The organism is Parafrankia irregularis (assembly GCF_001536285.1).
Classification (GTDB): domain Bacteria; phylum Actinomycetota; class Actinomycetes; order Frankiales; family Frankiaceae; genus Parafrankia; species Parafrankia irregularis.
This window is the reverse complement of record NZ_FAOZ01000007.1, coordinates 422,282-448,224: the sequence shown is the minus strand read 5'-3', so window position 1 is coordinate 448,224 and position 25,943 is coordinate 422,282. Positions and strand designations below refer to the sequence as shown.

17 protein-coding genes are annotated in these 25,943 nt (G+C 74.0%); 8 read left to right on the top strand and 9 right to left on the bottom strand.

Going from position 1 to position 25,943, the window contains the following annotated elements; all coding sequences use genetic code 11:
* Together AWX74_RS14830 and AWX74_RS14825 are read left to right on the top strand one after the other, a co-directional pair.
* Positions 1-111 (top strand): response regulator transcription factor (locus AWX74_RS14830; RefSeq protein WP_131799462.1); only part of this gene is annotated, 111 nt, incomplete at its 5' end.
* A 414-nt stretch (positions 112-525) separates the two neighbouring features.
* Positions 526-2,193, top strand: a complete 1,668-nt coding sequence (locus AWX74_RS14825) for a P-loop nucleotide/nucleoside kinase family protein (protein ID WP_091276725.1) — start codon at positions 526-528, stop codon at positions 2,191-2,193.
* 396 nt (positions 2,194-2,589) lie between these two features.
* On the opposite strand, the gene AWX74_RS14820 is transcribed toward AWX74_RS14825, so the two are convergent.
* A complete protein-coding gene (locus AWX74_RS14820) occupies positions 2,590-3,756 on the bottom strand; it encodes an acyl-CoA dehydrogenase family protein (RefSeq protein ID WP_091276721.1) in 1,167 nt (388 codons plus the stop codon).
* 377 nt (positions 3,757-4,133) lie between these two features.
* On the opposite strand from AWX74_RS14820, the gene AWX74_RS14815 reads away from it, so the two are divergent.
* Positions 4,134-6,140 carry a serine/threonine-protein kinase gene (locus AWX74_RS14815; protein ID WP_091276720.1) on the top strand — a complete coding sequence of 669 codons (2,007 nt, stop codon included), beginning with the start codon at positions 4,134-4,136 and terminating at the stop codon, positions 6,138-6,140.
* 65 nt (positions 6,141-6,205) lie between these two features.
* Here AWX74_RS14815 and nifV read toward each other — a convergent pair whose 3' ends face one another.
* Positions 6,206-7,354 (bottom strand): homocitrate synthase, encoded by a 1,149-nt coding sequence (nifV, locus tag AWX74_RS14810; protein ID WP_091276708.1) that lies wholly within the window; start codon positions 7,352-7,354, stop codon positions 6,206-6,208.
* An 842-nt stretch (positions 7,355-8,196) separates the two neighbouring features.
* Between nifV and AWX74_RS14805 the strand changes: the two genes are divergently transcribed.
* Both AWX74_RS14805 and AWX74_RS14800 read left to right on the top strand, forming a co-directional pair.
* Positions 8,197-9,789, top strand: a complete 1,593-nt coding sequence (locus tag AWX74_RS14805) for an alkaline phosphatase D family protein (RefSeq protein WP_091276704.1) — start codon at positions 8,197-8,199, stop codon at positions 9,787-9,789.
* Positions 9,790-9,909: 120 nt separating this feature from the next.
* The gene (locus AWX74_RS14800; RefSeq protein ID WP_091276701.1) at positions 9,910-10,959 is read left to right on the top strand and encodes a threonine aldolase family protein; all 1,050 of its coding nucleotides are present in this window, start codon (positions 9,910-9,912) and stop codon (positions 10,957-10,959) included.
* Between the two features lie 124 nt (positions 10,960-11,083).
* Here AWX74_RS14800 and AWX74_RS14795 read toward each other — a convergent pair whose 3' ends face one another.
* Entirely contained in the window at positions 11,084-12,001 is a 918-nt protein-coding gene (locus AWX74_RS14795) for a class II glutamine amidotransferase (RefSeq protein ID WP_091276698.1), read from the bottom strand.
* Positions 12,002-12,411: 410 nt separating this feature from the next.
* Positions 12,412-12,726, bottom strand: coding sequence for a protealysin inhibitor emfourin (locus tag AWX74_RS14790; RefSeq protein WP_226930881.1), 315 nt, complete (start codon positions 12,724-12,726; stop codon positions 12,412-12,414).
* Positions 12,727-12,872: 146 nt separating this feature from the next.
* On the opposite strand from AWX74_RS14790, the gene AWX74_RS14785 reads away from it, so the two are divergent.
* The 3 genes from AWX74_RS14785 to AWX74_RS14775 all read left to right on the top strand — a co-directional run bounded on the left by AWX74_RS14785 (position 12,873) and on the right by AWX74_RS14775 (position 20,076).
* Positions 12,873-15,425: an NHL domain-containing protein gene (locus AWX74_RS14785; RefSeq protein WP_226931782.1), complete on the top strand. Its 2,553-nt coding sequence runs from the start codon at positions 12,873-12,875 to the stop codon at positions 15,423-15,425.
* 91 nt (positions 15,426-15,516) lie between these two features.
* A complete protein-coding gene (locus tag AWX74_RS14780) occupies positions 15,517-17,772 on the top strand; it encodes a serine/threonine-protein kinase (RefSeq protein ID WP_091276689.1) in 2,256 nt (751 codons plus the stop codon).
* A gap of 12 nt (positions 17,773-17,784) precedes the next feature.
* Positions 17,785-20,076 carry a serine/threonine-protein kinase gene (locus AWX74_RS14775; RefSeq protein WP_091276686.1) on the top strand — a complete coding sequence of 764 codons (2,292 nt, stop codon included), beginning with the start codon at positions 17,785-17,787 and terminating at the stop codon, positions 20,074-20,076.
* Positions 20,077-20,288: 212 nt separating this feature from the next.
* Here AWX74_RS14775 and AWX74_RS14770 read toward each other — a convergent pair whose 3' ends face one another.
* From AWX74_RS14770 to AWX74_RS14750, 5 genes are all read right to left on the bottom strand, one after another.
* Entirely contained in the window at positions 20,289-21,530 is a 1,242-nt protein-coding gene (locus AWX74_RS14770) for an RCC1 domain-containing protein (protein ID WP_091276682.1), read from the bottom strand.
* A gap of 209 nt (positions 21,531-21,739) precedes the next feature.
* Positions 21,740-22,972, bottom strand: a complete 1,233-nt coding sequence (locus AWX74_RS14765; RefSeq protein WP_091276679.1) for an RCC1 domain-containing protein — start codon at positions 22,970-22,972, stop codon at positions 21,740-21,742.
* Between the two features lie 127 nt (positions 22,973-23,099).
* Positions 23,100-23,879: a Clp protease N-terminal domain-containing protein gene (locus tag AWX74_RS14760; RefSeq protein WP_091276676.1), complete on the bottom strand. Its 780-nt coding sequence runs from the start codon at positions 23,877-23,879 to the stop codon at positions 23,100-23,102.
* Between the two features lie 109 nt (positions 23,880-23,988).
* On the bottom strand, positions 23,989-24,849 hold the full coding sequence (locus tag AWX74_RS14755; protein WP_054570074.1) for an ABC transporter permease: 861 nt from the start codon (positions 24,847-24,849) through the stop codon (positions 23,989-23,991).
* A complete protein-coding gene (locus tag AWX74_RS14750) occupies positions 24,849-25,865 on the bottom strand; it encodes an ATP-binding cassette domain-containing protein (RefSeq protein WP_226930882.1) in 1,017 nt (338 codons plus the stop codon). The genes AWX74_RS14755 and AWX74_RS14750 overlap by 1 nt, the downstream gene beginning before the upstream one ends.
* Positions 25,866-25,943: the final 78 nt, after the last annotated feature.

Genomic DNA, 25,943 nt, shown 5'->3' with positions numbered 1-25,943 from the left:
GGGCTGTCGGAGAAGACCGTGAAGAACTACGTGTCGAGCATTCTGGAGAAGCTGGGCCTGGCCAGCCGCACGCAGGCGGCGGTCTACCTGATGAAACAGGCCGGAGAATAGAAGCCGCCGGGGAATGCCTGCTGGTGTGCGCGCTGTTGGTGGGCGCGCGCGGCGCGGTCCGGCTCAGCTGGTGGGCGGTGGAACGGCTCGAATGTGGGATGTCCGACAGCACCGCGAAGGAGCCGGGCCCCCGGTGCGAACGTCCTGGGAACGGCGGGCTGGACGTCGCGGGGAATCAGGACCGAGAAGTCACCTGACGCGGTGGGACGAAGGGAGGATGCTGAAGTCCAGGCGGGGAAACGGATCAGGGAGGAAGCTCTCCACGATCGCCGGAGTCGATCGCCACCGGGCTCGTCCGGTGAGTTCCGCCCCCCGGCCACGGTCCCAAAGGAACCGGGCTCCGGTGCGGTCGGTGTGACACGGCAGGTGTGAGACCGAGCATGCACCGTCCCGGCAGACGGTCTGGAGACGAAGATGTTTCTGCATGACGACGCTCCTTCGGGGCAGGCCACCGACATCCGTTCCGAATCCTGGGCACCCACCGAGGTCGGAACAGCACCCGAGCCGGCCGTGCGCGAGCTACGTCTTGACAGCCGTGAAACCGTGGAAACCGCGACCGCCGTCGTCTTTCTCACCGAGGATCGGGCCTACAAACTGCGCAAGCCGGTCGACCTCGGATTCATCCACCTCCGTTCCCGGCAGGCGCGGCTGAACGCCTGCGAGGACGAGGTACGACTCAACCGCGAACTGGCCGCCGACACCTACCTCGGCGTCGCCGACATCCGCGACGGATCCGGCCGGCTGTGTGATCACATGGTCGTCATGCAGCGGATGCCGGCCGCCCGGCGGCTTTCGACGCTGGTCGCGGCGTCGGTGACGGCCACGGCGGCACCCGAGGCGCAGGCCGGGCTCCTCGCGGAGCTCCAGGCGCTCGCCCGGCGGACCGCGGCCTTCCACGACCAGTGCGCGACCTCGCCGGAGATCACCCGCGCCGGCGGCCGGTTCGCGTTGCAGGCGCTGTGGCTCGAGGCACTCGAAGGGCTCGCGCCGTTCCGCGGGCGCCTGCTGGACGCCGCCGTGGTCGACGAGATCGGCACGCTCGCGCTGCGCTACCTGACCGGTCGCGGCGCGCTGCTCGCGCGGCGCGCCCGCACCGGGCGGATCCGTGCCGGGCACGGCGACCTGCGTGCCGACGACATCTACTGCCTGCCGGACGGACCGCGGATACTCGGCAGCGTCAGCCCCGACCCCGCGCGCCGCGTCGGGGACGTCCTGGGCGGGGTCGCCTCGCTGGCGGTGGACCTGGAGCTGCTCGGCGCCCCCGCGGCCGCCCGGGCGTTCCTCGACGCCTACCGGGAGGTGTCCGGTGATGCCGGCCCCGCGTCGCTGGAACATCTGTTCATCGCCCAGCGGGCCGTCGTCCGCGCGGGAGCCGCCTGCGTACGCGCCCATCAGGGCGTTCCGGGTGCGGACGAGCAGGCGCGGGCACTCGCCGCGCTCGCGCTGGCGCACCTACGGCGCGGCCGGGTTCGGCTGGTGCTCGTCGGCGGCCTGCCCGGAACCGGCAAGTCGACGTTGTCCCGCAAGCTCGTCGCCGCCGGCGACGACTGGCTGCTGCTGCGTTCGGACATCGTCCGCAAGGAGCTGGTGGGCCTCGCGCCGGAGGTGTCCGCGGTGGCGCCTCCCGGCGAGGGCATCTACACCGCCGACGCGACCGAGCACAGCTACGCCGAGCTGTTGACCCGAGCCCATCACGCCCTCGAGCACGGCCAGACCGTCGTGCTCGACGCGTCCTGGTCGTCGCGGCGCCCCCGCGAGCGGGCGGCGGAGGTGGCGGGGGAGTGCGACGCGGACCTCATGTCGATCCGCTGCGTGACCCCGCCGAAGGTCGCCGTGGCGCGCATCGCGGCGCGAGCGGCGAGCTCCGCCGCGGGCCGCGCCGGCGGCCCGGGCAGCGAGGCACCGGGGGTGTCGGCCGGCGGCCGCGGTCCCGTCGGTGCTGTCGTCGACCCGTCGGATGCGACGGAGCTGGTCTACTTCGACATGGCCACCCGCACCGACCCCTGGCCGCAGGCGACGGACGTGGACACGTCCACCTCGGCCGAGGAGTCGGCGGCCGCGGCCCGACGGCTGGTCGACTGAGACACCCGAGAACACCCGAGAACACCTGCGGACCCGCGGCGGCCGCTGGCGGGAGACCGCGAGCGGCCGCCAGGCCTGCTGTGTCAACCAGTACCGCGTGCGTCCCACCGTCAAGATAGTCAACAGTGTTGACGGTCGTGCGCGCACCGATTTGATCTTGAGCCTCCAGATCGTTGACGACCGTCCACGGCATCCCGAGCACGGGCCGCCGGTGTCGGCACCGGCACCTGCGCGTGCGCCGGTGCCGACCAAGACCTGGAGGATTTCGGTCGTTCTCGCAACCGAAATCCTCAGGTCTTGCGAATCAACAAAGGAATCGGCTGCCCTTTCTGCCCCTCCTGTGGGAAATGCCGGTGCCGCTCCGTCGCCGCTTTCCCATGTCGGGAGGAGCGGACGTCAGCGGCGCATCAGGAGCGGGCCGCCGAACAGGTGCGCGCCGACCATCTCGAAGTTCGTCGTGGCGAGCGTGATGTGGCGGGTCGCGGTGTGCACGTCGCGGAAGCAGCGGTCGAGGGCGTCGCCGGAGCGCAGCGCGGCCGCGCCCGCGGCGGTGTGCACCATGGTCACGGCCTGCACACAGTTCTCCGCGACGGCGGCGGCCGCGAGGCGAACGACGGCGGACAGCTCCTCCCCGCCGTGCTCACCGCAGGTGGTGACCTGGTCGGCGGCGTCCGCGAGGACGAGCTCGGCCGCCCGGACCAGGGCGGTGGCGCGGGCGAAGGTCGCGTGCACGGTCGCCCGCTCGGCCAGCGCCTCCGTCGAGCGCGCCGGGACCGTGCGGGCGGCCAGCTCGCGGAACACGGCCAGGGCCTGCTGGGCGATGCCGATTGTGGTCGCCGCCGTGGTGAACGGCGCGAAGTCGTAGTAGGCGATCGCGTAGCCACGGGAGCGGCGCGGGCTCGGCGGGCGACGCAGCAGCGAACCGTCCACCGCGTGGCTTTCGGGGACGACGACATTGTCCACGATGAAACTCGCGCTTCCCGTTCCGCGCAGGCCCAGGGAATGCCAGTCGTCGACGAAGGTGACCGCGCTGCTCGGCACGCACAGCATCCGTATCGGCGCCGGACCGACGCCCTGCCCGTCGGCGAGGGTGGCGGTGCAGACGAGCCAGCTGGCGTGGGTGGCACCGCTGGCGAACGCCCAGCGGCCGCTGACCCGGTAGCCACCCGGTACCCGCACCGCCGCACCGGTGGGGTTGACCCCGCCGACGACCAGCCCGCGGCTGCCGCAGAACAGCCGGCAGGAGACCTTGTCGGGCAGATAGTCCGACAGTCGCCCGATCGCGCCCTGGACGCCCATCTGCCAGGCCGCGGACGGGTCCACGCGCGCGATCGCCTGCAGCACGGCGGAGCCGGTACGCAGGCTCACCCCGCCGCCGCCCAGCGCGCGTGACACCCACATCCGGTGGAAGTCCTGCGTGCGCAGCGCGTCGATGACAGCTGGCGAGGTGGTGCGATCAGCCTCGGCCTGCGCGCGGTTCTCGGCGAGCGTGGCGCTGATCTTCTCGACCCGCTCCAGCCAGGTCCGCGTCTCGTCCGAGACCTCCGCGCAGGTGTGCGCCATTCACCGACCACCGTTTCGTCGCGAGCGCGGGAAGCCGGTTGGTGCCGCGCAGGGGGACAGATCCGCATCCACTCTGCGATGGTAGGTTGCCTGCCGCAGTTTCTGGCTGTGGCAGGAAAATGTTCCGCATTCGCGGATGCCATCTGACCCGTGATGGGTCGTCGGGAAGCCGGGAAGCCGTCGACATTCGCCCCTTGTGCCGTCCGTGCGGACCGGCGGGCCGGCGGTGCTGTCGGGCCTTGCGGGCCCGCCGTGGGTCCGGGTTGGCGCGCGGCGCGACGCACCCGCGTGTCGAGACCGGAGCGGGGTGGTATGAGTCGTGGGCGTGTCGCCCCGGTTTCGGGGCCCTGAGGCGGGTTGTAGGGGAGAATTCCGAGGTGCCGGAGAAGGCGGAACCCAAGACGTCGAACGACCCCTCGGCGGACCGGCGTCGCCTGCTCGCCGGCAGGTACCGGCTCGGGGCGATCCTGGGCAGCGGCGGGGCGGGAATCGTCCGCGCGGGTGAGGACACGCTGCTGCGCCGCCCGGTCGCGATCAAGCAGGTCCGGCTGCCGCCGCCGGCGGTGGAGGGCGACGGTGACGCCACCCGCGAGCGGGCCGTCAGCCGGGAGCGGGTGCTGCGCGAGGCGCGGGTCGCGGCGCGGCTGCGCCATCCGGGCCTGGTCGCCGTCTACGACGTCATCGAGGCCGACGGCTCGCCCTGGATCGTCATGGAGCTGGTCGAGGGCCGGTCCCTGGCTGAGATCATCCGCGAGTCGGGCCGGCTCACCCCGGCGACGGTCGCGCGGATGGGCGTGAGCCTGGCCTACGCGCTGGAGGCGGCGCACCGCTCCGGGGTCGTGCATCGCGACGTCAAGCCGGGCAACGTCCTGGTCACCCCGGACGGGCAGCCGCGGCTCACCGACTTCGGCATCGCGGTGAGCGAGGGCGACCCGGCGCTGACCAGCACCGGCATCGTGGTGGGTTCGCCGGCCTACATTCCGCCCGAGCGGGCCCGCGGCGCGCGGGTGGCCGCGCCCGGCGACGTGTGGGGCCTGGGCGCCACCCTGTTCTCCGCCGTCGAGGGCGAGCCGCCGTACGCCGGCGAGGGCGCGCTGGCGACCCTCGCGGCCATCGTCGAGGACCGGCGCCGTCCCTGCCCGCATGCGGGTCCGCTGGGCCCGGTCCTGGCGCAGCTGCTCGACCCGGACCCGGACCGGCGGCCGTCGCTGGCGCAGGCCCGGGCGATGCTGCGCCAGATCGCGGCCAGCGAGCCCTATCCGACCAGGGAGTTCGACGCGTCGGCGCACGCCGACGTCGATCCGGGGCCGGACCCGGCGTCGGCCCGCCAGCCCGCGCAGGATCGTGAGCGGGACGTCCCGGCCGAGCATCGCGAGGTGGCCGCGCCCAGCGGGCCCTCGGCCGCCCATCGGGCCGCCGAGCCTGCCGGGGACCGTGGGCCCTCGGCGCCAGGCGGGCCGGTGGAACGCCGCGGGCCCGCGACGCCGAGCGGGCCCTCCGAAGCCGGCGCGGGCCGGTCGCCTGGCGGCCCTGGCGGTCTTGGCGGCCCTGGCGGCCCTGGCGGGTCTGGTGGGCCCGCGGTGGCCGGTGCACGGCCGGCGGCGGGTCGACGGACCCGTCGGTCCGTGGTGCTGGTGGTCGTCCTCGTGGTGCTTCTGGCCGGCGGCCTGGCCGGCCTCGGCGTGGTGCTCACGAGCGGGCCGGATGGAACGGCCGGGCCCACCGCCGCCACGCCCGGCACCGCCGCCACCCCGGGCGGACGCGCCGGCACCGACTCCGCCACCGACGCGGGCTCCGGCACGACGACGCCGGGCCGGTCGTCGGCGTCCGCGTCGGCGACGACCGGGGCGACGGTGACGCCAACGGCTCCGGCCGGGCCGGGTGGTGCCGTCGCGCTGGACCAGGTCGGAACCGTGATCCCGAGCTCGACCGACCCGGCGCAGGCACCGGCCGGCCTGACGTCGCGCAGCGGCGTGGCCGGCTGGTCGGTCGCGGTGCCGGCGGGCTGGCGCTCCGGCGGCCGCGCGCCGACGAAGGAGACGTTCACCGCCGCCGAGGGCTTCCCGGAGCTGCTGGTGGAGGTTCGGCCCACCGCCGGCCCGTCCGCGATCGGTGCCTGGCAGGAGCTGGAGGCCTCGGTGGCGCGGACCAGCCCCGGCTACCAGCGGGTGTCGATCCGCCCGGCGGACGGTGCCGACGGCACCTCCGCCGCGATCTGGGAGTTCACCTCGACGTCGGGTGGCCGGACGGTGCGCACCGTGGACGTCGCCGTCGTGCGCAACGGCCACGGCTACGCGCTGCGCTGGCGGGTCCCCGAGGACCAGTGGCCACAGCACGAGCAGCTGGTCCGGCAGGTGACCGCCACCTTCCGTCCCGGCCCCTGAACCGAACCCGCGCCGCTCCATCGGCCGCGGCGCGGGGCGGCCGGCCGCCCGGCCGCGCGGGGCCGTCAGCCGCGCGGGGCCGTCGGGGGAGCGGTGCGTCCGGTCGCCACCCGGCGGACCAGCGCGCGCAGGTCGTCGCCGCTGAGCGGCTGCTTGTGGGTGGTGGCGTGTGCCCGGACGAGTCCGACGATGGGCTCGAGGTCCTCGTCGGGTGCGTCGATGCCGTGGCGGTCCATCAGGTGGCGCACGGCCGCCCGTCCGCTGTGCTTGCCCAGCACCAGCCGGCGTGACGCCCCGACCTCCGCAGGATCGAACGGTTCGTAGGTCGCCGGCGCGCGCAGCACACCGTGCACGTGGATGCCGGACTCGTGGTCGAACACCTCGTCCCCGACGACGGCCTTCCCCGCGGGCAGCGGGCGGCGCGCGGCGCCGGCGACCAGGCGGGCCAGCGGGCGGAACGCCGCGGTGTCCAACTCGACGGGGAGCTCGAGCAGGTGCCGCAGCGCCATCGCGACCTCCTCGATCGGCGCGTTGCCGGCGCGCTCACCGAGGCCCGTGACGGTGGTGCTCACCCAGGTGAAGCCGGCCTGCACGGCGGCGATGGTGTTCGCGGTGGCCAGCCCGAAGTCGTCATGGGCGTGGATCTCCCAGGGCCCCGGGACCGCCTCGACCAGGGCCCGCAGCCGGGTGTGCAGGGCGATCGGGTTGGCGACGCCGACGGTGTCGGCCCAGCGGAACCGGGTCACGCCCAGGCCGCGCAGCTCCCCGGCCAGATCGGTGACGAAGGCGTCGTCGGCGCGGGAGGCGTCCTCGAAGCCGACGCTGACCAGCAGCCCCCGGTCGGTGGCGTCACGCACGCAGGCGGTGATCCGCTCCCTGGCCCACGCTCGGGTCTTGCCCAGCTTGACCCGAAGATGCAGGTCGGAGGCGGGGATGGTCACATGGACGGCACTGACGCCGCTGGCGACGGCCGCGTCGAGGTCGCGCTGGTCGGCCCGGCACCAGGCGACCACCCCGGCACGCTCGACGGCGCCCACGACGCGGCGCAGCACCTCGATCTCACCCGGGCCCATGGCGGGGATCCCCGCCTCGATCTGGTGTACGCCGGCGGCGTCGAGCGCGACGGCGATCGCGACCTTCTCCTCGGCGGTGAAGGCGACTCCCGGGGTCTGCTCCCCGTCACGCAGAGTGGTGTCGCAGAACCTGACTTCCATAACGGTCACCGGCACTTTCGGCGGCTGTGAAATACCCGACGGGGGCTGGTGTTCGCGGCAACCAGGAGGCCGAAATCGTCGGAGACCTTATGTCGCCCCGATTTCGCGCGTGGGTCACACGGTAGCGGCGAGGTTAACAGGACGGTCGCCGCGGTGAGGCTTACCTTTTCCGGCAGGAAATTTCTGGATGGTGCGAAGGAAAAATCCGTCCCGGGGCGCGCCGCGGCACACCCGCCGCCGCCGGCGCGCGCGGGCGTGGCCGGCGGCGCGGTGCGGTGCGGGCGCCAGGTGGTATGAGCACCGCCGGGCGACCGGTCCCCACCAGTGGTCCGGGTCGGGTGGTGCCGCTTACCCGGACGACCAGCCCCGGTGCGCCTCGTGGTGAGGGCCACGTCACGGGATCGTTCGTTCTCCCAGGAGGATCGCGCGAGGCTGGGGGCCACGGGAGAGGCGGCACCGGCAGGGTTGGCCGGTTCGTCACCGGTGAGCCGTCGGTCGGTCGTCGGGTGGGCGGGCACGGTCCCCGGGTGACGAGAGCGCCGGGCCGAAAGAATCACACCGAATTCGGCCGGCTACCGGCTGCCGATCACCAGGAAAGTCACGGACGCCGCGGCGCTGGCACCGGCCGGAGCGAATTTCCGGGAGTTTCCCGAAAGATAATCTGCCGGCAGGGTGGCGGTCGCCGGTCAAGCCGGATGCGGATTCCCGCGGTTTCCTGACGTTCATCGGCCAGCCGTCGGGGTGAGGCGTCGGCGTCACCTGTGTTCGCCAGCATGATCGCCCGGTGAAACCACCAGAACCAGACATCGCTGCCGGACATCGTCCGGACAGGGAGGATTGGCGTGGTATCTTCTTTCTCCGCTTCTCGGCGCGGTTTTGTCGCGTTGGGGGGTGCGGGTGCAGCCGCGGTGCTGCTGGGTACCGGGGTCGCCTCGGCGTCCTCGTCCTACCCCTACCCACTGCCGGGTAGGAACCCGTTCGGTCTCGGTGTGGGCTCGGGCGAGCCCACACCGGATGGTGTCGTGCTGTGGACGCGGCTTGCTCCAGAACCACTCGCCGCCGACGGTGCGGGCGGCATGCCCGCAGTGCCGGTGCGGGTGGAGTACGAGGTGGCCCGCGACGAGAAGTTCCATTCCATCGTGAAGCGCGGAAGCGTGGTCGCGACCCCGCAGCTGGGGCATTCGGCGCACCCGGAGATCCGGGGGCTCGAGCCGGGCCGCACCTACTACTTCCGTTTCCGGGCGGGTGACGAGATCTCGCCGGTCGGCCGGACGAAGACCGCGCCGGCGCCGGGTGCCAACCCGCGGGAGCTGAACTTCGCCTTCGCCTCCTGCCAGCAGTGGCAGGTCGGTTTCTACACCGCGTACGAGCACATGGCGGCCGAGGACCTCGACTTCGTCGTCCACCTCGGGGACTACATCTACGAAACCGGTTTCACAAGCAACGTCCGTGGCCTCACCCTCGGCGCGCCGTTCGACACCGAGACGTTCGATCTGCCGCGCTACCGCGCTCAGTACGCGCTGTACAAGTCGGACGCGTCACTGATGAAGGCGCACGCAAACTTCCCGTGGATCCAGACAATCGACGACCACGAAGTCGAGAACAACTGGGCCGACGAGATCTCGCAGGCCGACACCGAGCCCGACCAGGACCCGGCGGTCTTCCGGCAGCGCCGGGCGGCGGCGTTCCAGGCCATGTACGAGAACATGCCGCTGCGCAGCGCCCAGCTGCCCCACGGCGCGGACGTCCAGCTGTTCCGCAGGCTGAGCTTCGGCCGCCTCGCGGACATCGCGATGCTCGACACCCGGCAGTACCGCGACGACCAGCCCTGCGGTGACGGCAGCGGCTCCACCTGCGCCGACCGGTTCGCCGCCGACCGCAGCCTGCTCGGCGACCGGCAGCGTAGGTGGCTCTACGACGGCTTCGGCCGTTCGAAGGCCCGCTGGCAGATCATCGGCAACCAGGTTCCCATGGTGCAGACGGACCTCGACCCCAGCGAGGTCGTCAACGTCTACCACGACCCTTGGGACGGCTACGTCGCCGAACGTGACAACCTGCTCGCCGAGGCGCGCCGGCGCAAGGTCCGCAACCTTGTCGTCATCACCGGCGACCGGCATCAGAACTATGCGGCGGACCTGCGCCTGGACTACGCCGACGTCGACTCGCCGACCGTGGGCAGCGAGTTCGTCGGCACCTCCATCACCACCGGCGGCAACGGCGCCGACCTGCCCGCCTCGGCGCAGACCCTGCTGGACGCGAACCCGCACATCAGGTTCGTGAACACCCAGCGTGGCTACGTCCGGGTGAACGTCACCGAGCAGCGGTGGCGCAGCGACTTCCGGGTGGTGCCCTACGTGGCCACCGCGGGCGCTCCGATCTCGACCCGCGCCAGCTATGTGGTCGAGGACCGCCATTCCGGAGTCACCCCGGCCTGACCGGCCCCGCCTCCGCCCTGACCCTGCGCCGAGCCTGCCCCGGCCCGGCCCGGCCCGATCAGTCGGGCCGGGGGCGGGTGCCGTCGCGGGCCGGCGCGGCGGGGGCTACCGTCGGAGGCCGTGAGCGTCGATCTGCGCAGTGACACCGTGACCCGTCCCACTCCCGGCATGCGCCTGGCGATGGCCGAGGCCGAGGTCGGTGACGACGTCTACCGCGAGGACCCGACCGTGCGAGCGCTGGAGGAGCACGCCGCCGGGCTGCTCGGGCACCAGGCGGCTCTGTTCGTCCCGAGCGGCACGATGGGCAACTTCTGCGCGCTGCGCGCCGGCGCCCCGGTCGGCACGGAGATCATCGCGGACACCGAGGCCCACATCGTGACCTACGAGCTGGGTGGGCTCGCCGCCCTCGGCGGCGTGCAGACCCGCACCCTCACCGGGCTCGCCGACACCCTGGAGCTGGCCGCCGTCGAGGCGCAGCTGCGGGCCTTCCCGGGCGGGGGCACCTACAACATGGTGCGCACCAGCGTGCTGGCGGTGGAGAACACCCGGGCCCGCGACGGTGGGCTGGTGTGGCCGCTGGAACGCCTGGACGCGCTGCGCGCCATCACGTCCGCCGCCGGGGTGGCGCTGCACTGCGACGGCGCCCGGCTGTGGAACGCCGCGGTCGCCCAGGACATCCCGCCGCGCCGCCTCGGGGAGATGTTCTCGACGCTGTCGGTGTGCCTGTCCAAGGGCCTGGGGGCGCCGGTGGGATCGCTCGTCGTCGGCGACACCGACCACGTCGAACGGGCCCGGGAGTGGCGCAAGCGCCTCGGCGGGGGCATGCGCCAGGCCGGGGTGCTCGCCGCCGCGGGCCTCTACGCGCTGAGCCACCACGTGGCGCGCCTCGCCGACGACCACCGCCGCGCCGGCGAGCTGGCTCGGACGCTGGCGGCCGCGGCCCCCGGGCGGGTCGACCCGGAGCGCACCGAGACGAACATGGTGCTCCTCGACGTCCCGGACGCCGGTGCGTTCGCGGCCCGGGCGGCGGCCGACGGGGTGCTCGTCGGCGCCGCGGGCCCGGCGAAGGTCCGCATCGTCACCCATCTCGACGTCGACGACGACGCGATCGCGCACGCCGGGAAGGTGCTGGCTCCGCTGCTGGCCGACCTCCCCGCGGTCGCCGCCTGATCGACCCTGATCGACCCTGGCCGGCCCGCGGCACCGCCGCCCCGGCCGCGCCCCGCCCTGCGACACAGCCCGCCCGCCAGGCCAGCAGGCCAGCCGGCCTGGCGGGCCTGCTGGACGCGGTCGCCTACCGGGTCCCCGCCTGGGAGGCGCTGTCCGCCGGCTCGGCGCGCCGGCCGGCCGTCTGGGAGGCGGCCGCCTCGGGGCGCAGGTCGGCGAGGGTGAGCGGGTGCGCCGGCGGGTCGGGCAGCGCGATCCGGGTCGTCGTGATCCGGCCGGGCAGCACCCGGAGCAGCTCACCGGGGCGCAGCGCCCGCCAGTCGGGATGTTCGTCCATCGGCTCGCTGGCCACCACCGCGGAGGCGACGGTCGCCAGGTCGCTGGAGCGGACCCGGGTGGTGCCGGCGGCGTCGACGTGGTCGAGGGGCCGACCACCGTGATGCCCACCGGCTCCGCGGCGCAGCAGGAACAGGGTGTTGGTGTCGGGATAGCGCAGCGCCCACAGCTCCCGCGGTGTGGTGAGCACCAGGTTGATGCTGTAGACGGGGAGGTTCTCGGCCACCCAGCGGGCCGCCGCGGTGATGCCGCGCCCGATGTCACCGTCGGCGTTCGTGATCTCGGTGGTGATCAGGGCGAAGAACCGCTCGGAGTCGGTGTCCCCGGCGACGGTGCGCATCGCCGCCGACCCGAGCCGGGCTTCCAGCCGGTCCAGCCCCTCGATGACCCCGTTGTGGGCGAACAGGCGTCCCTGCTGGCAGAACGGATGGGTGTTCGCCGTGGTCCGCCGGCCGGTCGAGGCATGCCGGACGTGCGCCACGAACGTCGTGGATGTCCGGTGCCGCGCCTGCGCGGCGAAGTCGTGATCCTCCCAGGCGGCGAGCGGCTGACGGAAGACGTCGGGCGTCCCGTCGGCGGCGAAGACCCCCAGGCCGGTGCCGTCGGGGTTGCGGTGGCTCTGCACGTCCAGGCTGTCGGGTGCGTCGAGCAGCCAGAAGGTCGCGCGGGCCCGGTCGGGGGCGCTGGTGAGCCCCAGAAGTCGGCACATGTCCTGCAGGCCCCCGTCCGTCGGTGGTCGCCGGCCACTCAGGGGGCCGCTGGCGTCACCTGTGGTGTTCCCGGCACAGCCGCCCGCCGAACGGCGGCTGCCTGCTCGGCGGGCGCCGTAAGCAATTCGCATCAAGGGCGATAAAAGGGCGCAGAGCGCAGAGTCCGGTTTGGTGAGTCGCAATACTGAAGGATTTTGGTCGTTCCGACGACCGAAATCCTTCTTTCTTGCGGGTCGCCGGGCGTGCCCCTGCCCCATTTGCCTATCTCCAGGCGAATTGCGGTGGCGCGGGGTGGCGCGGGATCCTCGGGTGGGTGGCTGTGCGGGTGGGGTTCGCATGCCGTCGGCACGGAGCTCCTCGGGCCCGCCTTTTCGGGATCACTCGTCCTGACGGAATCGCTGCGGTTGCATCAGGCGCGGGGGCGGCGGGCGGTGATCTGCTCGGTCAGGGGACGCAACGCCGCCGGCAGCCGGGACTCGCCCACGACGACCGTCTGGTCGCGCCCGGCGCCGTCGCGGAACCGGAACGTGTACTGGAAGGCGTCGGGGCGCTGCGACCCCGGCGCCTGACGTGGCGCCTGCCGGTCGCCGGCGAGGGCGGTGAGGGCCGCCTCGGCCTGGCGGGCCACACCCGCGTCGAGGTCGGAGGTGTCGACGTCGGCGCGCCGGATCAGCCCGGCGACACCGCCACTGCGTTCGATGTCCACCCGCACCCGTCCGATCATGCCCGCCAGCGGACCGTTGTGCGACCCGCTGCGCTAGCATCCGGCACCACACCGGAGGGTAGATATCGGGCAGCGAGGGGCGATCACGACCAGCTCGGTCGGATCGTGCCGCGAGACGGCAACCGGGAGGTCGGTCAGTGCCGATCATGGATCGGGCCCGGGTGGCCGCGGCGCTGCCGGGCTACGACCTCGGTCGGGAGCTGGGCGCGGGTGCCTTCGGCCTGGTGCTCGCCGCGCGGCGGACGTCCGCCACACAACCGGGGTCCGCCACGTCGGGGGACGTTCCCGCGGGGCTCCCGACGCCGGCGGGGGAAGAGGACATCCGGGATGTGGCGGTCCGGATCCTTGACCTGGAACTGCCCGCGGGCACCGGCCCCGCCGCGGGACCCGACCCGACCACCGCACATCTGGCCACCGCACATCTGGGCACGGCGCACCTGACCGCCGGGCAGCCGCCGGCGCCGCCGGCCGAGGCCGATCCGGCCTCCGACGCGCGGATCCTGACCCGGCTCGCCCATCCGCACCTGTGCCGGCTGCTGGACATCGTGCTGGCCGACGGGCTGCGCCTGCTGGTCAGCGAGCTGCTGCCCGGCGGCACCCTGGCCCGCCAGAGCCTGACCCCGCCGGCGGCCTGCGCGGTCGCGGTGGCGATCGCGGACGGGCTGATGCACGCGCACGCCGCCGGGGTCCTGCACCGCGACGTGAAGCCGGCGAACATCCTCTTCACCGCCGACGGCCGGCCGGTGCTCACCGACGTGGGGGTGGTCGGCCTCGTCGACGGAACTCCGCTGGCCACCGGACGGATCGTCGGTACGGCCCAGTACATGGCCCCCGAGCAGATCACCGGCGGGCGGCTGGTGCCGGCCACCGACGTCTACGCGCTCGCCGCCACCCTCTACGAGCTGCTGACCGGTGCCCCGCCCTTCGGGGCCGGGCTGACCGTGCCGGAGCTGTTCCTGCACCACTGCGAGGTGCCGGCGCCACCGGCGGCGGGGGTGGCGCCACCGGTGGCGGCGGTGCTGGCGCGGGCGCTGGCCAAGGACCCGGGGCAGCGCCACCGGGGTGCCGGGCAGTTCGCGGTGGACCTGGGCCTGGCCGCCCAGGCGGCGTACGGCCCGGACTGGATGGACCACGCGGACGTCCGGCTGCTGGTCAGCACGGGCCTGCGCGGCTCGCGGCCCGCCGATGGCCTCGACCGGGCGAGCCCGGCTCCGGCGGGCTTGGATCCGGCGAGCCAGGTCCCGGCTGAGCCGGATCCGGCTCAGCGCACCACCCGGCTGGGGACCGGGCCGCACCCGCTCGGTGCCGCGCCGCCCGCGGTGGCGATGGTCGCACCGGGCGGTGATCCGGCGGGGCCGCCGCCGGGGGAATCCCCCGCGCGTGGGCCTCGCCGATCAGGACCTGACGCGGCGGCCGACACGGCGGCGATGGCCGGCCGCGGTGATTCGGGCGCCGCCGGTTCCGGTGCCGACATCGACGGCGACCTGCGGGGGCAGTCCTGGACCCGGCGGGTCGCGATCCTCACCGCGGCCGCGGTGACCGTCGCCGGTGTCGCGGCCGCGCTGACGATCCCGCTGTCCGAGCGTGGGGGGCAGACCGTGGTCGAGGCGACCGCGACCAGGCCGCCCAGCGGTCCGGGAACGGCCGCGCCCGCCGCGCCGGATCCGCCGCTGCCCTCGCCGCCGCCGTTCGCGGCGACGACGGTGGCGGGTACGGGCACAGCCGGCTACGGCGGTGACGGCGGGCCCGCCGCGGCGGCGTCGGTCAATGCGCCGTTCGGCCTGGTCGCCGACCGGGCGGGCAACGTGTACGTCGCCGACTCCGGGAACAACCGGGTCCGGCGCATCTCACCGGACGGCGTGATCGTGACCGTCGCCGGGACCGGCGTGAAGGGCTTCGCCGGTGACGGCGGGCCGGCCGTCGACGCGCAGCTGTACCAGCCGTCCGCGGTGACGCTGGACCGTGACGGCGGCCTGCTCATCGCCGACACCTTCAACCAGCGGATCCGCCGGGTGGACGCGGCCGGGATCATCACGACCGTGGCCGGCAACGGGGAGCACTCCTTCTCGGGCGACGGTGGTCCGGCGACCGCGGCGGCGCTGTGGTACCCCGGCGGTGTCGCCGTTGACGGCAACGGAACGGTCTTCATCGCCGACACCGCCAACAACCGGATCCGCCGGGTCGGCTCCGACGGGATCATCACCACCCTGGCCGGCCGGGACGGGGAGGGCTCGTTCGGCGACGGTGGTCCGGCGTCCAGGGCGCTGCTGGCCTTCCCGCTCGCCGTGGCCCTGGACCGGTTCGGCCGGCTCTACATCGCCGACACCAGCAACAACCGGATCCGCCGCATCGGCCTGGACGGAAGGATCGAGACGGTGGCCGGCAACGGGCGCCCGGGCCTGTCCGGCGACGGCGGGCCGGCGACGAAGGCGACGTTGCGGTCCCCGCGCGGGGTCACGGTCGACGCGGCCGGCACCATCTACATCACCGACCGCACCAACCGGCGGGTCCGCCGGGTCGACGCCGCCGGGGTGATCACGACGGTCGCGGGCACGGCCCGCCCGGGCCGGGTCGAGGGTGTGGACCCGGCCGCGCTGAGCCCGGACGGGCAGGTCGCGCTGGATCCGTCCGGGGACCTGTTGGTCTCCGATCGGCGCCGCAACCTGGTGCTGCGCGTGGACCTGACCGGCGCGGGCTGACCGGAACCGAACGCGGACCAGCGTGCGGCGCTGGCCAGCGCCGCGCCACACACCGAGCACAGGCATTGAAGGACGAGGACGGGAGGCTGGGGTGCCAGTCGTCGACCGTGGCCGGGTGGCCGCGGCGCTGCCGGGTTACGCGATCGGCGCGGAGCTGGGATCGGGCGCGTTCGGCCTCGTCCTCGCCGGCTACCACTCCGAGCTCGATCGCCGCGTCGCGATCAAGGTGCTGACCAGCCCGGACGCCGGCGCGGCCGCGGAGTTCCGGACCGAGGCGCGGCTGCTGAGCCGGCTGGATCATCCCCACATCGTGCGGACCTACGACTACGTCATGCGCGGGGACCTGTGCCTGCTGGTGATGGAGATGCTCTCCGGGGGCACCCTCGCGCACCGCGCGCTGGCGCCCGAGGCGGCCTGCGCGGTGGCGCTGGCCGTCGCCGACGCGCTGGCCCATGCCCACGAGCACGGGGTGGTGCACCGCGACATCAAGCCGGCGAACATCCTGTTCACCGACGACGGCCAGCCGAAGATCACCGACTTCGGCATCTCGAAGGTGCTGGAAGGCTCGGCCTCCACCGCCAGCCGGGTGGTGGGCACGCCGCGCTACATGGCACCGGAGCAGATCACCGGCGACCGGCTCGGGCCGGCCACCGACCTGTACGCGCTCGGTGTCGTGCTCTACGAGCTGTTCACCGGCACCCGGCTGGCACCACCCGCGCTGGCGCTGCCGGTGCTGCTGCGCCATCACACCGACGTGACCCCGCCGCCGCCCCCGGGTGTGCCGGGCGAACTGGGCGCGGTGCTCATGCGCTGCCTGGCCAAGCGGCCGGAGCTGCGCTATCCCAGCGCGCACGCGTTCGCCTCCGATCTCGCCCAGGCCGCGACCGCGGTGTTCGGGCGGCACTGGCTGGACCGGGCCGGGCTGCCGATCCACCTCGCGGCGGACGTCCGCGAGCTGACGACGCGGCGGCCGGCCAGCGCCCGGCGGGCCGCCGGGCGCGCGAGGGCCAACGGCGTCAACCGTGCCCGCGGCGGCGGTGCGGGTGCGGACGTGGGGGCGGCGTCGACGGGCGGCGGGTCCCGGACCACCACCAGAACCCGGCCCCACGCCCGCGCCGGGGTGCCGGCGGCGGTGACGGTGCTCGTCCTGGTGCTGGGCCTGGCCGCCGGCGGCGGTGTCGGCTGGGCCGTGTGGGGCCGGCCGGAACCGGCGACACCGCCGCCGGCCACCCCGCCACCGGCCTGGCAGCCGACGCTGGCCGCCGGTGCGATCGCGGCGGTGTTCGGGGCCGGATCGGACGGGTTCTCCGGCGACGGCGGCCCGGCCACCCAGGCCGAGTTCGACTCCGCCCGGGACCTGACCATCGACACCGCGCGCGGTGTCATCTACGTCGCGGACACCGAGAACAACAGGATCCGCCGGATCGACCGCACCGGCCGGATCACCACCGTCGCCGGCAACGGCACGGCCGGCTTCGACGGCGACGGCGGCCCGGCGACGAGCGCGTCGCTCCAGGAGCCGTCCGGTGTCGTGGTGGCCCCGGACGGCACCCTGTTCATCGCGGACAACGGCAACCACCGCATCCGCCGGGTGGGGACGAACGGGATCATCACCACCATCGCCGGCCAGAGTGACAGCGGCTTCGCCGGTGAGGTGAGCGAGGACGGACTGATCTTCGCCGGGGACGGGCTGCCGGCGGTGAACGCCAAGCTGAACAACCCGAACAGCCTGCTGCTGGACGACGACGGCAGCCTGCTGGTCGCCGACGGTACGAACCAGCGGATCCGCCGCATCGGCCTGGACGGGATCATCACCACCGTCGCGGGCACCGGCGCGGACGGCGACACCCTGGTCGGCCCCGGCGACGGCGGTGACGGCGACGGTGACGGCGGTCCGGCGACCGCGGCGACGCTCAGCTATCCGTGCTCGCTCGCCCGCGGCCCCGACGGCAGCATCTACCTGGTCGACCAGGACAACTTCCGGCTGCGCCGCATCGACCCCGCGGGGCGGATCAGCACCGTCGCCGGCACCGGTGACGCCGGCTTCTCCGGTGACGGCGGTCCGGCGACCCGCGCGAAGATCAGCACGGTCGGCGCCGACGTCGCGGTGGACTCGACCGGCACGATCTACCTGTCCGACCCGGCCAACAGCCGGGTGCGGCGCATCACCCCCGACGGGATCATCACCACGATCGCCGGCACGGGCGTGGCCCAGTACTCCGGCAACGGCGGCCCGGCGGTCGAGGCCGAGCTGGTCTACCCGGGCGGGCTGGACCTGGACGGGACCGGGATCCTCTACGTCACCGACGCCGTCGACGGCCGGGCCCGCGCCCTGCGGGTCCGGTAGGGCGGACCGGTCATGCCTGCCGTCGACCGGGCCCGCATCGCCCGGGCGCTGCCCCGCTACACCATCGGTGAGCAGCTCGGTGCCGGATCGTTCGGCCTGGTCCTCGCCGGGCACCACCTCGACCTCGACCGCGCGGTCGCGATCAAGGTGGTGCCGGCGGCGTCGGCGGCCGAGTTCCGCGACGAGGCCCGGATCCTGAGCCGCCTGGACCATCCACACATCGTGCGGATCCACGACTATGTCGTGCTCGACGACCTGTGCCTGCTGATCATGGAGATGCTGGGGGGCGGCACCCTGGCCCAGCACCGGCACCGGTTGTCCGCCGAGGCGACGCTGGCCGTGGGCGCGGCGGTCGCCGACGGGCTGGCCCACGCCCACGCCCACGGCGTCCTGCACCGCGACATCAAGCCGGACAACATCCTGTTCACCGCGGCCGGGCAGCCCAGGATCACCGACTTCGGGATCGGACGGATCCTCGACGGCGCGCCGGGAACCGTCAGCCAGGCAGCCGGCACCCCGCGGTACATGGCACCGGAGCAGATCACCGGCGGGCGCGTCGGGCCGGCGGCGGACCTCTACGCGCTCGGCGTCGTGCTCTACGAGCTGGTGTCGGGCCGGCCGGTGTTCGACGCGGGGCTGTCGGTGCCCGAGCTGCTGCGTCATCAGTGTGAGGTGGATCCGCCGGTGCCCCCCGGGGTGCCACCGGCGGTCTGTGACGTCATCCTGCCGGCGTTGGCGAAGGATCCGGCGCGGCGTCCGCCGGACGCGGCCGCGTTCGCCCGGGCGATCAGCGCCGCCGCGACCGAGGTCTTCGGGCCGGACTGGCAGGCCCGATCGGGCCTGGTGCTCGCCCTCACCGAATCGGCACGGTCCACGGCGCAAGCCCGGCTCGGCCCCGTCGCGCGGTTCGCCCCGCCGCGTGCCCCGGTCGAGCCCGCCGGGGCCGGCGTCTCCGCGTCCCCGCCGCCCGGACCATCCCCGACCGCGGAACCGCCCGGGCCCGCGCCCGCGGCGCCGCGGCCAGGGTCGGCACACCCGGCACACCCGGCACACCCGGCACACCCGGCACAGCCCGGGCCTGCCCGGCCGGAGCGACCTGAGCCGCGCAACCTGTTCGAGGGGACGCGCTACGCCCCGCGGGGTGGCCGCGCCACCCGCCGCGGCCGTGGCCGGGTGATGGCGGTGACCGCGATGGTTGCGGCCGTCGTGCTTGCGATGGCGGGCGTGGTCGGGCTGGTCGTCACCCGCGGCACGGGCTCCGAGTCGCCGCCCGTCGCCACCGGCACCGACCCGGGCCCGGCTCCGTCCGCACCAGCCCTTCCCCTGCGGCTGGACGAGGTCCGGGCCTGGGCAACCGGGCCCGCGGCGAAGGGCGGGGGGTTCTACGTCGTGGACCGGGCCGGTCTGCGGGTGCTGCGGCTGGACCTCGACGGAACACTGTCCGCCGTCGCGGGCACGGGTGTGGCCGGTTCCATCGGGGACGGCGGGCCGGCGACCGCGGCCCGGCTGCGGGGCGTGAGTGACGTGGCTGTCGCTGCCGACGGCTCGGTGTTCCTCGCCGACAGCGGCAACGGGCGAATCCGCCGGATCGGTCCGGACGGTGTGATCACCACCGTGGCCGGTGGGGGTGAGCGGGTGGCCGCCGACGGCACGCGGGCCACCGAGGTCTCGCTGTCGCTCGCGTCCGGCCCGATCGCCGTCGACACCGACGGCACGCTGTATCTAGCCGGGGCTGGCCGGCTCTTCCGGCTCGACCAGGCCGGTGTGCTGCATCTGGTCGGGCGCACCGAGCAGGCGGGCGGGTACGTCACACCGTCGCCGGGTCAGCCGCCGGTGCGGGTCGTGGGGCAGAGCATCGGCGATGTCGAGGCCCGCGACGGGCGGCTGTACGTCGTCGACTACTCGACCGGCCGGGTTCAGGTGCTCGATCCGGACGAACCGGTGCGCACGCTGGCCGGCGGTGGGCCCGCGGGGTTCACCGGTGACGGCGGGCCGGCGACGGCCGCCGGGCTCACGCTGACCAGCGGCCCGTCGTCGCTGGCGCTGGACCCGGTGGGGAACCTGTTCTTCCCCGAGTCGTCCGCGCAGCGGGTGCGCCGCGTCGACACCCGCGGTGTGATCACCACGGTGGCGGGCACCGGCGAGTACGGCTCGGACGGGAACGGTGGCCCCGCCACCGCGGCCCGGCTGGCCAGCCCGGCGCGGGTCGCCGTCGACACGACGGGCGTGCTCTATATCGGTGGGGCTGGCACCGCCATCCGCCGCGTCGGCCTGGACACCGTGATCAGCACCGTTCACGACTGACATCCACGGCGGTCACGACCCTGCGGGATGCCCGACGCCGAGTCGCGCTGCACCCCGCGGCGTGCTCTACTCGGTGGGCCGCGCCGGCCGTCGGCCGCGTTGACAGGTGGGGGAACACGGCCGCGGCCGAGGTGACGTCCCGGGTCACCTCGGCCGCGCCGGCTGATGTGGTGCGACTGTGCGGTTGTGTTCCGGTCGTGCCTGTTCGTGTCCTAGAACCCGCTGCTGACGATGGCGTAGCCGTCGAAGAGGCCACCGGTGATGGCCCGGACGTCGCCCAGGCCGGGGATCGGGAGCGGTACGGAGCTCTGGGGCACCGAGGGGTTGCCGTTGCCGAGCTGGCCGACGTTGTTGACGCCCCAGGCGAAGGCGGTGCCGTCCCAGCGCAGGGCGTAGACGGTGCTGGCGCCGGCGGCGATGGCGACGGCGCCGACGAGACCGGTCTCCCCGGTGACGGGGACGGGGAGCAGGCTGGGGGTGAGGGTGCCGTTGCCGAGCTGGCCGACGGCGTTGGCGCCCCAGGCCCAGACGGTTCCTGTCTCGTCCAGGGCGTAGGCGACGCCGGCGCCGGCGGCGATGCGGCGGATCTTGGTCAGGTTGAGGACGGGCCCGGGTGTCAGGCTGGGGGTGAGGGTGCCGTTGCCGAGCTCGCCCGATGGGTTGTCACCCCAGGCCCAGACTGTGCCGTCGCGGCGCAGCGCGTAGGCGCTGGCGTTGCGGGCGGTGATCGCGCGGATGTCGCTGAGGGCGACGATCTGGATCGGCAGCGGGCTGCTGGCGATGGGCTGGCCGGTGCCGAGCTGGCCGGCGCCGTTGGAACCCCAGGCCCACACGCTCCCGTCGCGGCGCAGCGCGTAGGCGGTGCTGCCGTCGGCGGCGATGGCGCGGATGCCGGTCAGGCCGACGACCTGGACGGGGATCGTGCTGCTGGCGATCGGCTGGCCGTTGCCGAGCTGACCGAGGGTGTTGACGCCCCAGGCCCAGACGGTGCCGTCACGGCGCAGCGCGTAGCCGTTGCCGTCGGTTCCGGCGGCGATGGCGCGGATGTCGTCCAGGCCGGCGACCTGGACGGGCACGTTGCTGTTGATGACGGTGCCGTTGCCGAGCTGGCCGAGGGTGTTGAGGCCCCAGGCCCAGACGGTGCCGTCGCTGTTGAGCGCGTACCCGGAGCCGTAGCCGCCCGCGATGGCGCGGACGTCGTCGAGGCCGGTGAGGTCGGTGACCGGCACGGGGCTGAAGCTGGGAGTGGGGCTGGTGGTGCCGTTGCCGAGCTGGCCGGCGTCGTTGAGGCCCCAGGCGCGGGCCGTGTAGGTCGGTGGCGCGAACGCGTACTCCGCCTCGGCGGAGGGGCCGTCCGGCTTGGGTGCTGCGCTGGCGGCGGTGGGCAGTGCCACCGCGCCGGCCGCGGCCAGCACCACCGCCCATGTTCCGATTCGCCGCTGTTGACTGGGCATCTCCGCTCCTCCGTACCCGGCGGGCGTCACTATGAGCACCCGGCGGACACGGACAGTAGTCGCGTGACCTGTTCAGTCATCCAGCTTGTTTAAATGTTCGCTATGCCGCGTGTCGACGGCCGGAACCGGGGCCGAGGTGACGTCCCGGGCCACCTCGGCCCCGCCGGCTGTACGCGCGGGCGAGCTGTGCGGCTGTGGTTGACGGTGGGCTAGAACCCGGCGCCGACGATGGCGTAGCCGTCGAAGAGGCCGCCCGCGATGGCCCGGACGTCCTGCAGGCCCGGGATCGGCAGCGGGGTGGTGCTGCTGGGCACGGCGGCGTTGCCGTTGCCGAGCTGGCCGAGGCCGTTGTTGCCCCAGGCGAAGGCGGTGCCGTCCCAGCGCAGGGCGTAGGCGCTGTTGGCGCCGGCGGCGATGGCGACGGCGCCAACGAGGCCGGTCTGCCCGGTGACGGGGATGGGCAGCGAGCTGGGGGCGTTGGAGCCGTTGCCGAGCTGGCCGAGGGTGTTGCCGCCCCAGGCCCAGACGGTGCCTGTCTCGTCCAGGGCGTAGGCGCTGTCGACGCCGGCGGCGATGCGGCGGATCTTGGCCAGGTTGAGGACGGGCGTGGGCACCAGGCTGGTGGCGTTGGTGCCGTTGCCGAGCTGGCCGACGCCGTTCTCGCCCCAGGCCCAGACGGTGCCGTCGCTGCGCAGCGCGTAGGCGCTGTTGTCGCGGGCGGCGATGGCCCGGATGCCGCTGAGGCCGAGGAGCTGGATCGGCAGTGGGCTGGGTGTGGTGGTGCCGACGCCGAGCTGGCCGAAGGTGTTGAGGCCCCAGGCCCACACGCTGCCGTCGCGGCGCAGCGCGTAGGCCGCGCCGCCGTCCGAGGCGATGGCACGGATGCCGGTCAGGCCCAGCACCTGGACGGGGACAGTGCTGCTGGCGATGGCCTGGTTGATGCCGAGCTGGCCGGCGGAGTTGTCGCCCCAGGCCCAGACGGTGCCGTCGCTGCGCAGCGCGTAGCCGTTGCCGTTGCTCCCGGCGGCGATGGCGCGGATGTCGTCCAGGCCAGCGACCTGGACGGGCACGTTGCTGTTGATGACGGTGCCGTTGCCGAGCTGGCCGACGTTGTTGAGGCCCCAGGCCCAGACGGTGCCGTCGCCGTTGAGCGCGAACCCGGAGCCGGACCCGCCCGCGATGGCGCGGACGTCGTCCAGGCCGGTGAGGTCGGTGACCGGCACGGGGCTGAAGCTGGCCGCGCCGGTGGTGCCGTTGCCCAGCTGCCCGAAGGTGTTGTGCCCCCAGGCCCGGGCCGCGTACGACGGGGGCGCGAACGCGTACTCCGCCCCGGGCAGCTCGCTCGTGGTGGGTGCTGCGCTCGCCGCCGCGGGCAGTGCCACCGTGCCGGCTGCGGCCAGCATCACCGCCCAGGTTCCGATCCGCCGCTGTCGACTTGGCATCTGCGCGCCTCCGCACTGGTGGGTGTCATCCTCGAGCCCCCGACGAACACGGAGAGTAGTTGCGCAATCTGTTCGACTATTCAGCTTGTTTAAATGTTCGGTATGCCGCGTGTTGGCGGCGCAGGTCTCAGGCGCGTGCCTCCGGTGCGGGATCCGGCGTGGCGGTGGCGGTCGTGCCGCCGGCGGCGAGGGCGAGCAGCCGGCGGAGGTGGCCCTCCGCACCCGGCTTGGTGACTCCCAGTGACGTCAGTGGGCCGGTGCCGTCCTCCAGCTCCAGCAGCGCGAGCAGGATGTGCTCGGTGCCGACGTAGTTGTGACCCAGCCGCAGAGCCTCGCGGAAGGTCAGCTCGAGCGCCTTCTTCGCGCGCCCGTCGAAGGGGATGAGGTCGGGTACCGGCGCGACGGGTGGCGCCAGGTTCGCGGTCGCGGCCTCGCGCACGGCGGCGAGGGGGGCGCCCTGGGCGACGATCGCGGCGGCGCCGAGCCCGGCGGGGTCGGCGAGCAGGCCGAGCAGCAGATGCTCCGCGGCGATCTCGGCGTTGCCGGCGGCCCGCGCCTCGTTCTGCGCGGCGACCACGGCGTTGCGGGCCCGTTGCGTGTAGCGGCCGAAGCCCTGTGCCGGGTCGAGGCTTTCCGGCTCGCCGGGCTCCTTGGGGACGAACCGCTTCTGCGCGGCCTGCTTGGTGACGCCCATGCTGCGGCCGATCTCCGTCCAGGAGGCGCCGGAACGGCGGGCCTGGTCGACGAAGTGGCCGATGAGGTGGTCGGCCACGTCGCCGAGGTGGTCGGCGACCAGCACGGCACCGGACAGCTGCTCGAGGGCGTCGGCGTGTGTCTTCTTGATCGCGGCGATCAGGTCGTCGAGGCGGACGCTGTTACTGAGGGTGGTCGGGTCGATGTCTGTCATGGCGTCAACTCTAGGTTGACGATCGATTGGCGTCAACTCAAAGTTGACGCCAATTCGATCTCTGTCGTCCCGGTCCGCTCCGGAGGGTTGTCCGTCGGCGGTGCGAGTGTCAGTCGGTGGTGCGACGCCGGTAGAGGGCGACCGCCAGCGGCGCGCACACCGCCACGATGGCCACCGACCAGAGCACCGCGGCCAGGACCGGATGCTGCATGGGCCAGGCGTGGGAGGCCGCGGACGGGTTCGGGTTGCCGAACAGGTCCCGGGCCGCCGCGGTCACCGCGCTGACCGGGTTCCATTCGGCGATCGCCCGCACCACGCCCGGCATGCCCGCGGTCGGCACCATCGCGTTCGACACGATCGCCAGCGGGAACAGCAGCACCAGCGCGATCGACTGGGCGCTCTCCGGCCCCTCGCTGACCATGCCCAGACAGGCCGTGCCCCAGGCCAGCGCGTAGCTGAACAGCAACGGGATCGCGAGCGCGCCGACGAACCCGGCAACCGAGGTCTCCGGCCGCCAGCCGATCGCGAGGCCCGTCAGCAGCACGATCGACATGCAGACCGCGGCCGCGAGCACGTCCGACAGCGAACGGCTGACCAGGACTGCGGCCCGCCACATCGGCAGGGTCCGGAACCGGTTGACCGCGCCGGTGCGCAGGTCGTTGCTCAGCCCGACCGCGGTACCCATCGCCGAGGTGGTGAGGTTGAGCGCGACCAGCCCGGGGATCGCGAAGTCCTTGTAGTCGCCGCCGGTGACGCTCACCCCGCCGCCGAGGACGTAGACGAACAGCAGGGTGAACAGCACCGGCTGCACGGTGATGTCGGACAGCTGCAGCGGCTCGCGGGCGATGTGCACCAGGTTGCGCCGGGTGAGCACGACGACGTTGCGCACCGCCCGGCTGACGGCGCCGGTCCGCGCCGGCGCGGCGAGGGCCCCCACCGGGCCGCCCGTGGTGATCGTGAGCTCGGACATCAGGCCACTCCTACCGGGCTCGTGGCGCGGACGTCGTCGGGACGGCTGTCGGGATGGTTGCCGGGACGGCCGTTCGAACCGCGCTCGGCGGCGGCGTCCGGGGCGCCGGTGAGCGCGAAGAACACGTCGTCGAGGGACGGTGCGTGCACGACGACGTCATCGACCAGCGCCCCGACGCCGTCCAGGGCCCTGATGACCGCGGTCGCCACGCCCTCCCCGCCGCGCACCGCCGCGCGCAGCCGCCGCCCGCCCTCGTCGATGTCGACGCGGCCCTCGACGAGGGGGTGCAGCGCCGCCGCCGCGCCGGCATGGGCGGCGGAGAGGGTGATCTCCAGACGGTGGCCGCCGATCGTGGTCTTGAGCTCGTCGGCGGTGCCGCGGGCGACGACCCGCCCGTGGTCGATCACGACGATGTGGTCGGCGAGCGCGTCGGCCTCCTCCAGGTACTGCGTCGTCAGCAGGATCGTCGTACCCGCGGCCACCAGGTCGCGCACGACCTCCCACATCCGCGCCCGGCTGGCCGGGTCCAGGCCGGTGGTCGGCTCGTCGAGGAACAGCACCGCCGGGCGCGCCACCAGGCTCGCGGCCAGGTCGAGGCGGCGGCGCATGCCGCCCGAGTAGCCCCTGAGCACGCGGTCGGCGGCGTCGGTCAGCTCGAACCGTGCCAGCAGCTCGCCGGCGCGGTCGGCGGCGGCCCGCGAGCGCAGGCCGCTGAGCTCGGCGATCATCCGCAGGTTCTGCCGGCCGGTCAGCGCCTCGTCGAGGGTGGCGTCCTGGGCGGTCACCCCGATGCGGCGCCGCACCTCGCCCGCCTGGGCCACCACATCGAACCCGGCCACGCTGGCCCGGCCGGTGTCTGGACGGGCCAGCGTGGTCAGGATGCGCACCGCGGTGCTCTTGCCCGCCCCGTTCGGGCCGAGCACGCCGAGGATCGTCCCCGCGGGGACGTGCAGGTCGACCCCGGCCAGGGCCTGGGTGTCGCCGTAGCGTTTCGTGAGGCCGGTGGCCTCGATCATCGTCTGGTCCACGTGGGTCGCCCCCGACTCGTCAATAACTTGCCGACAGGTAAGATTAAACTTACTTGCCGCAAGGTA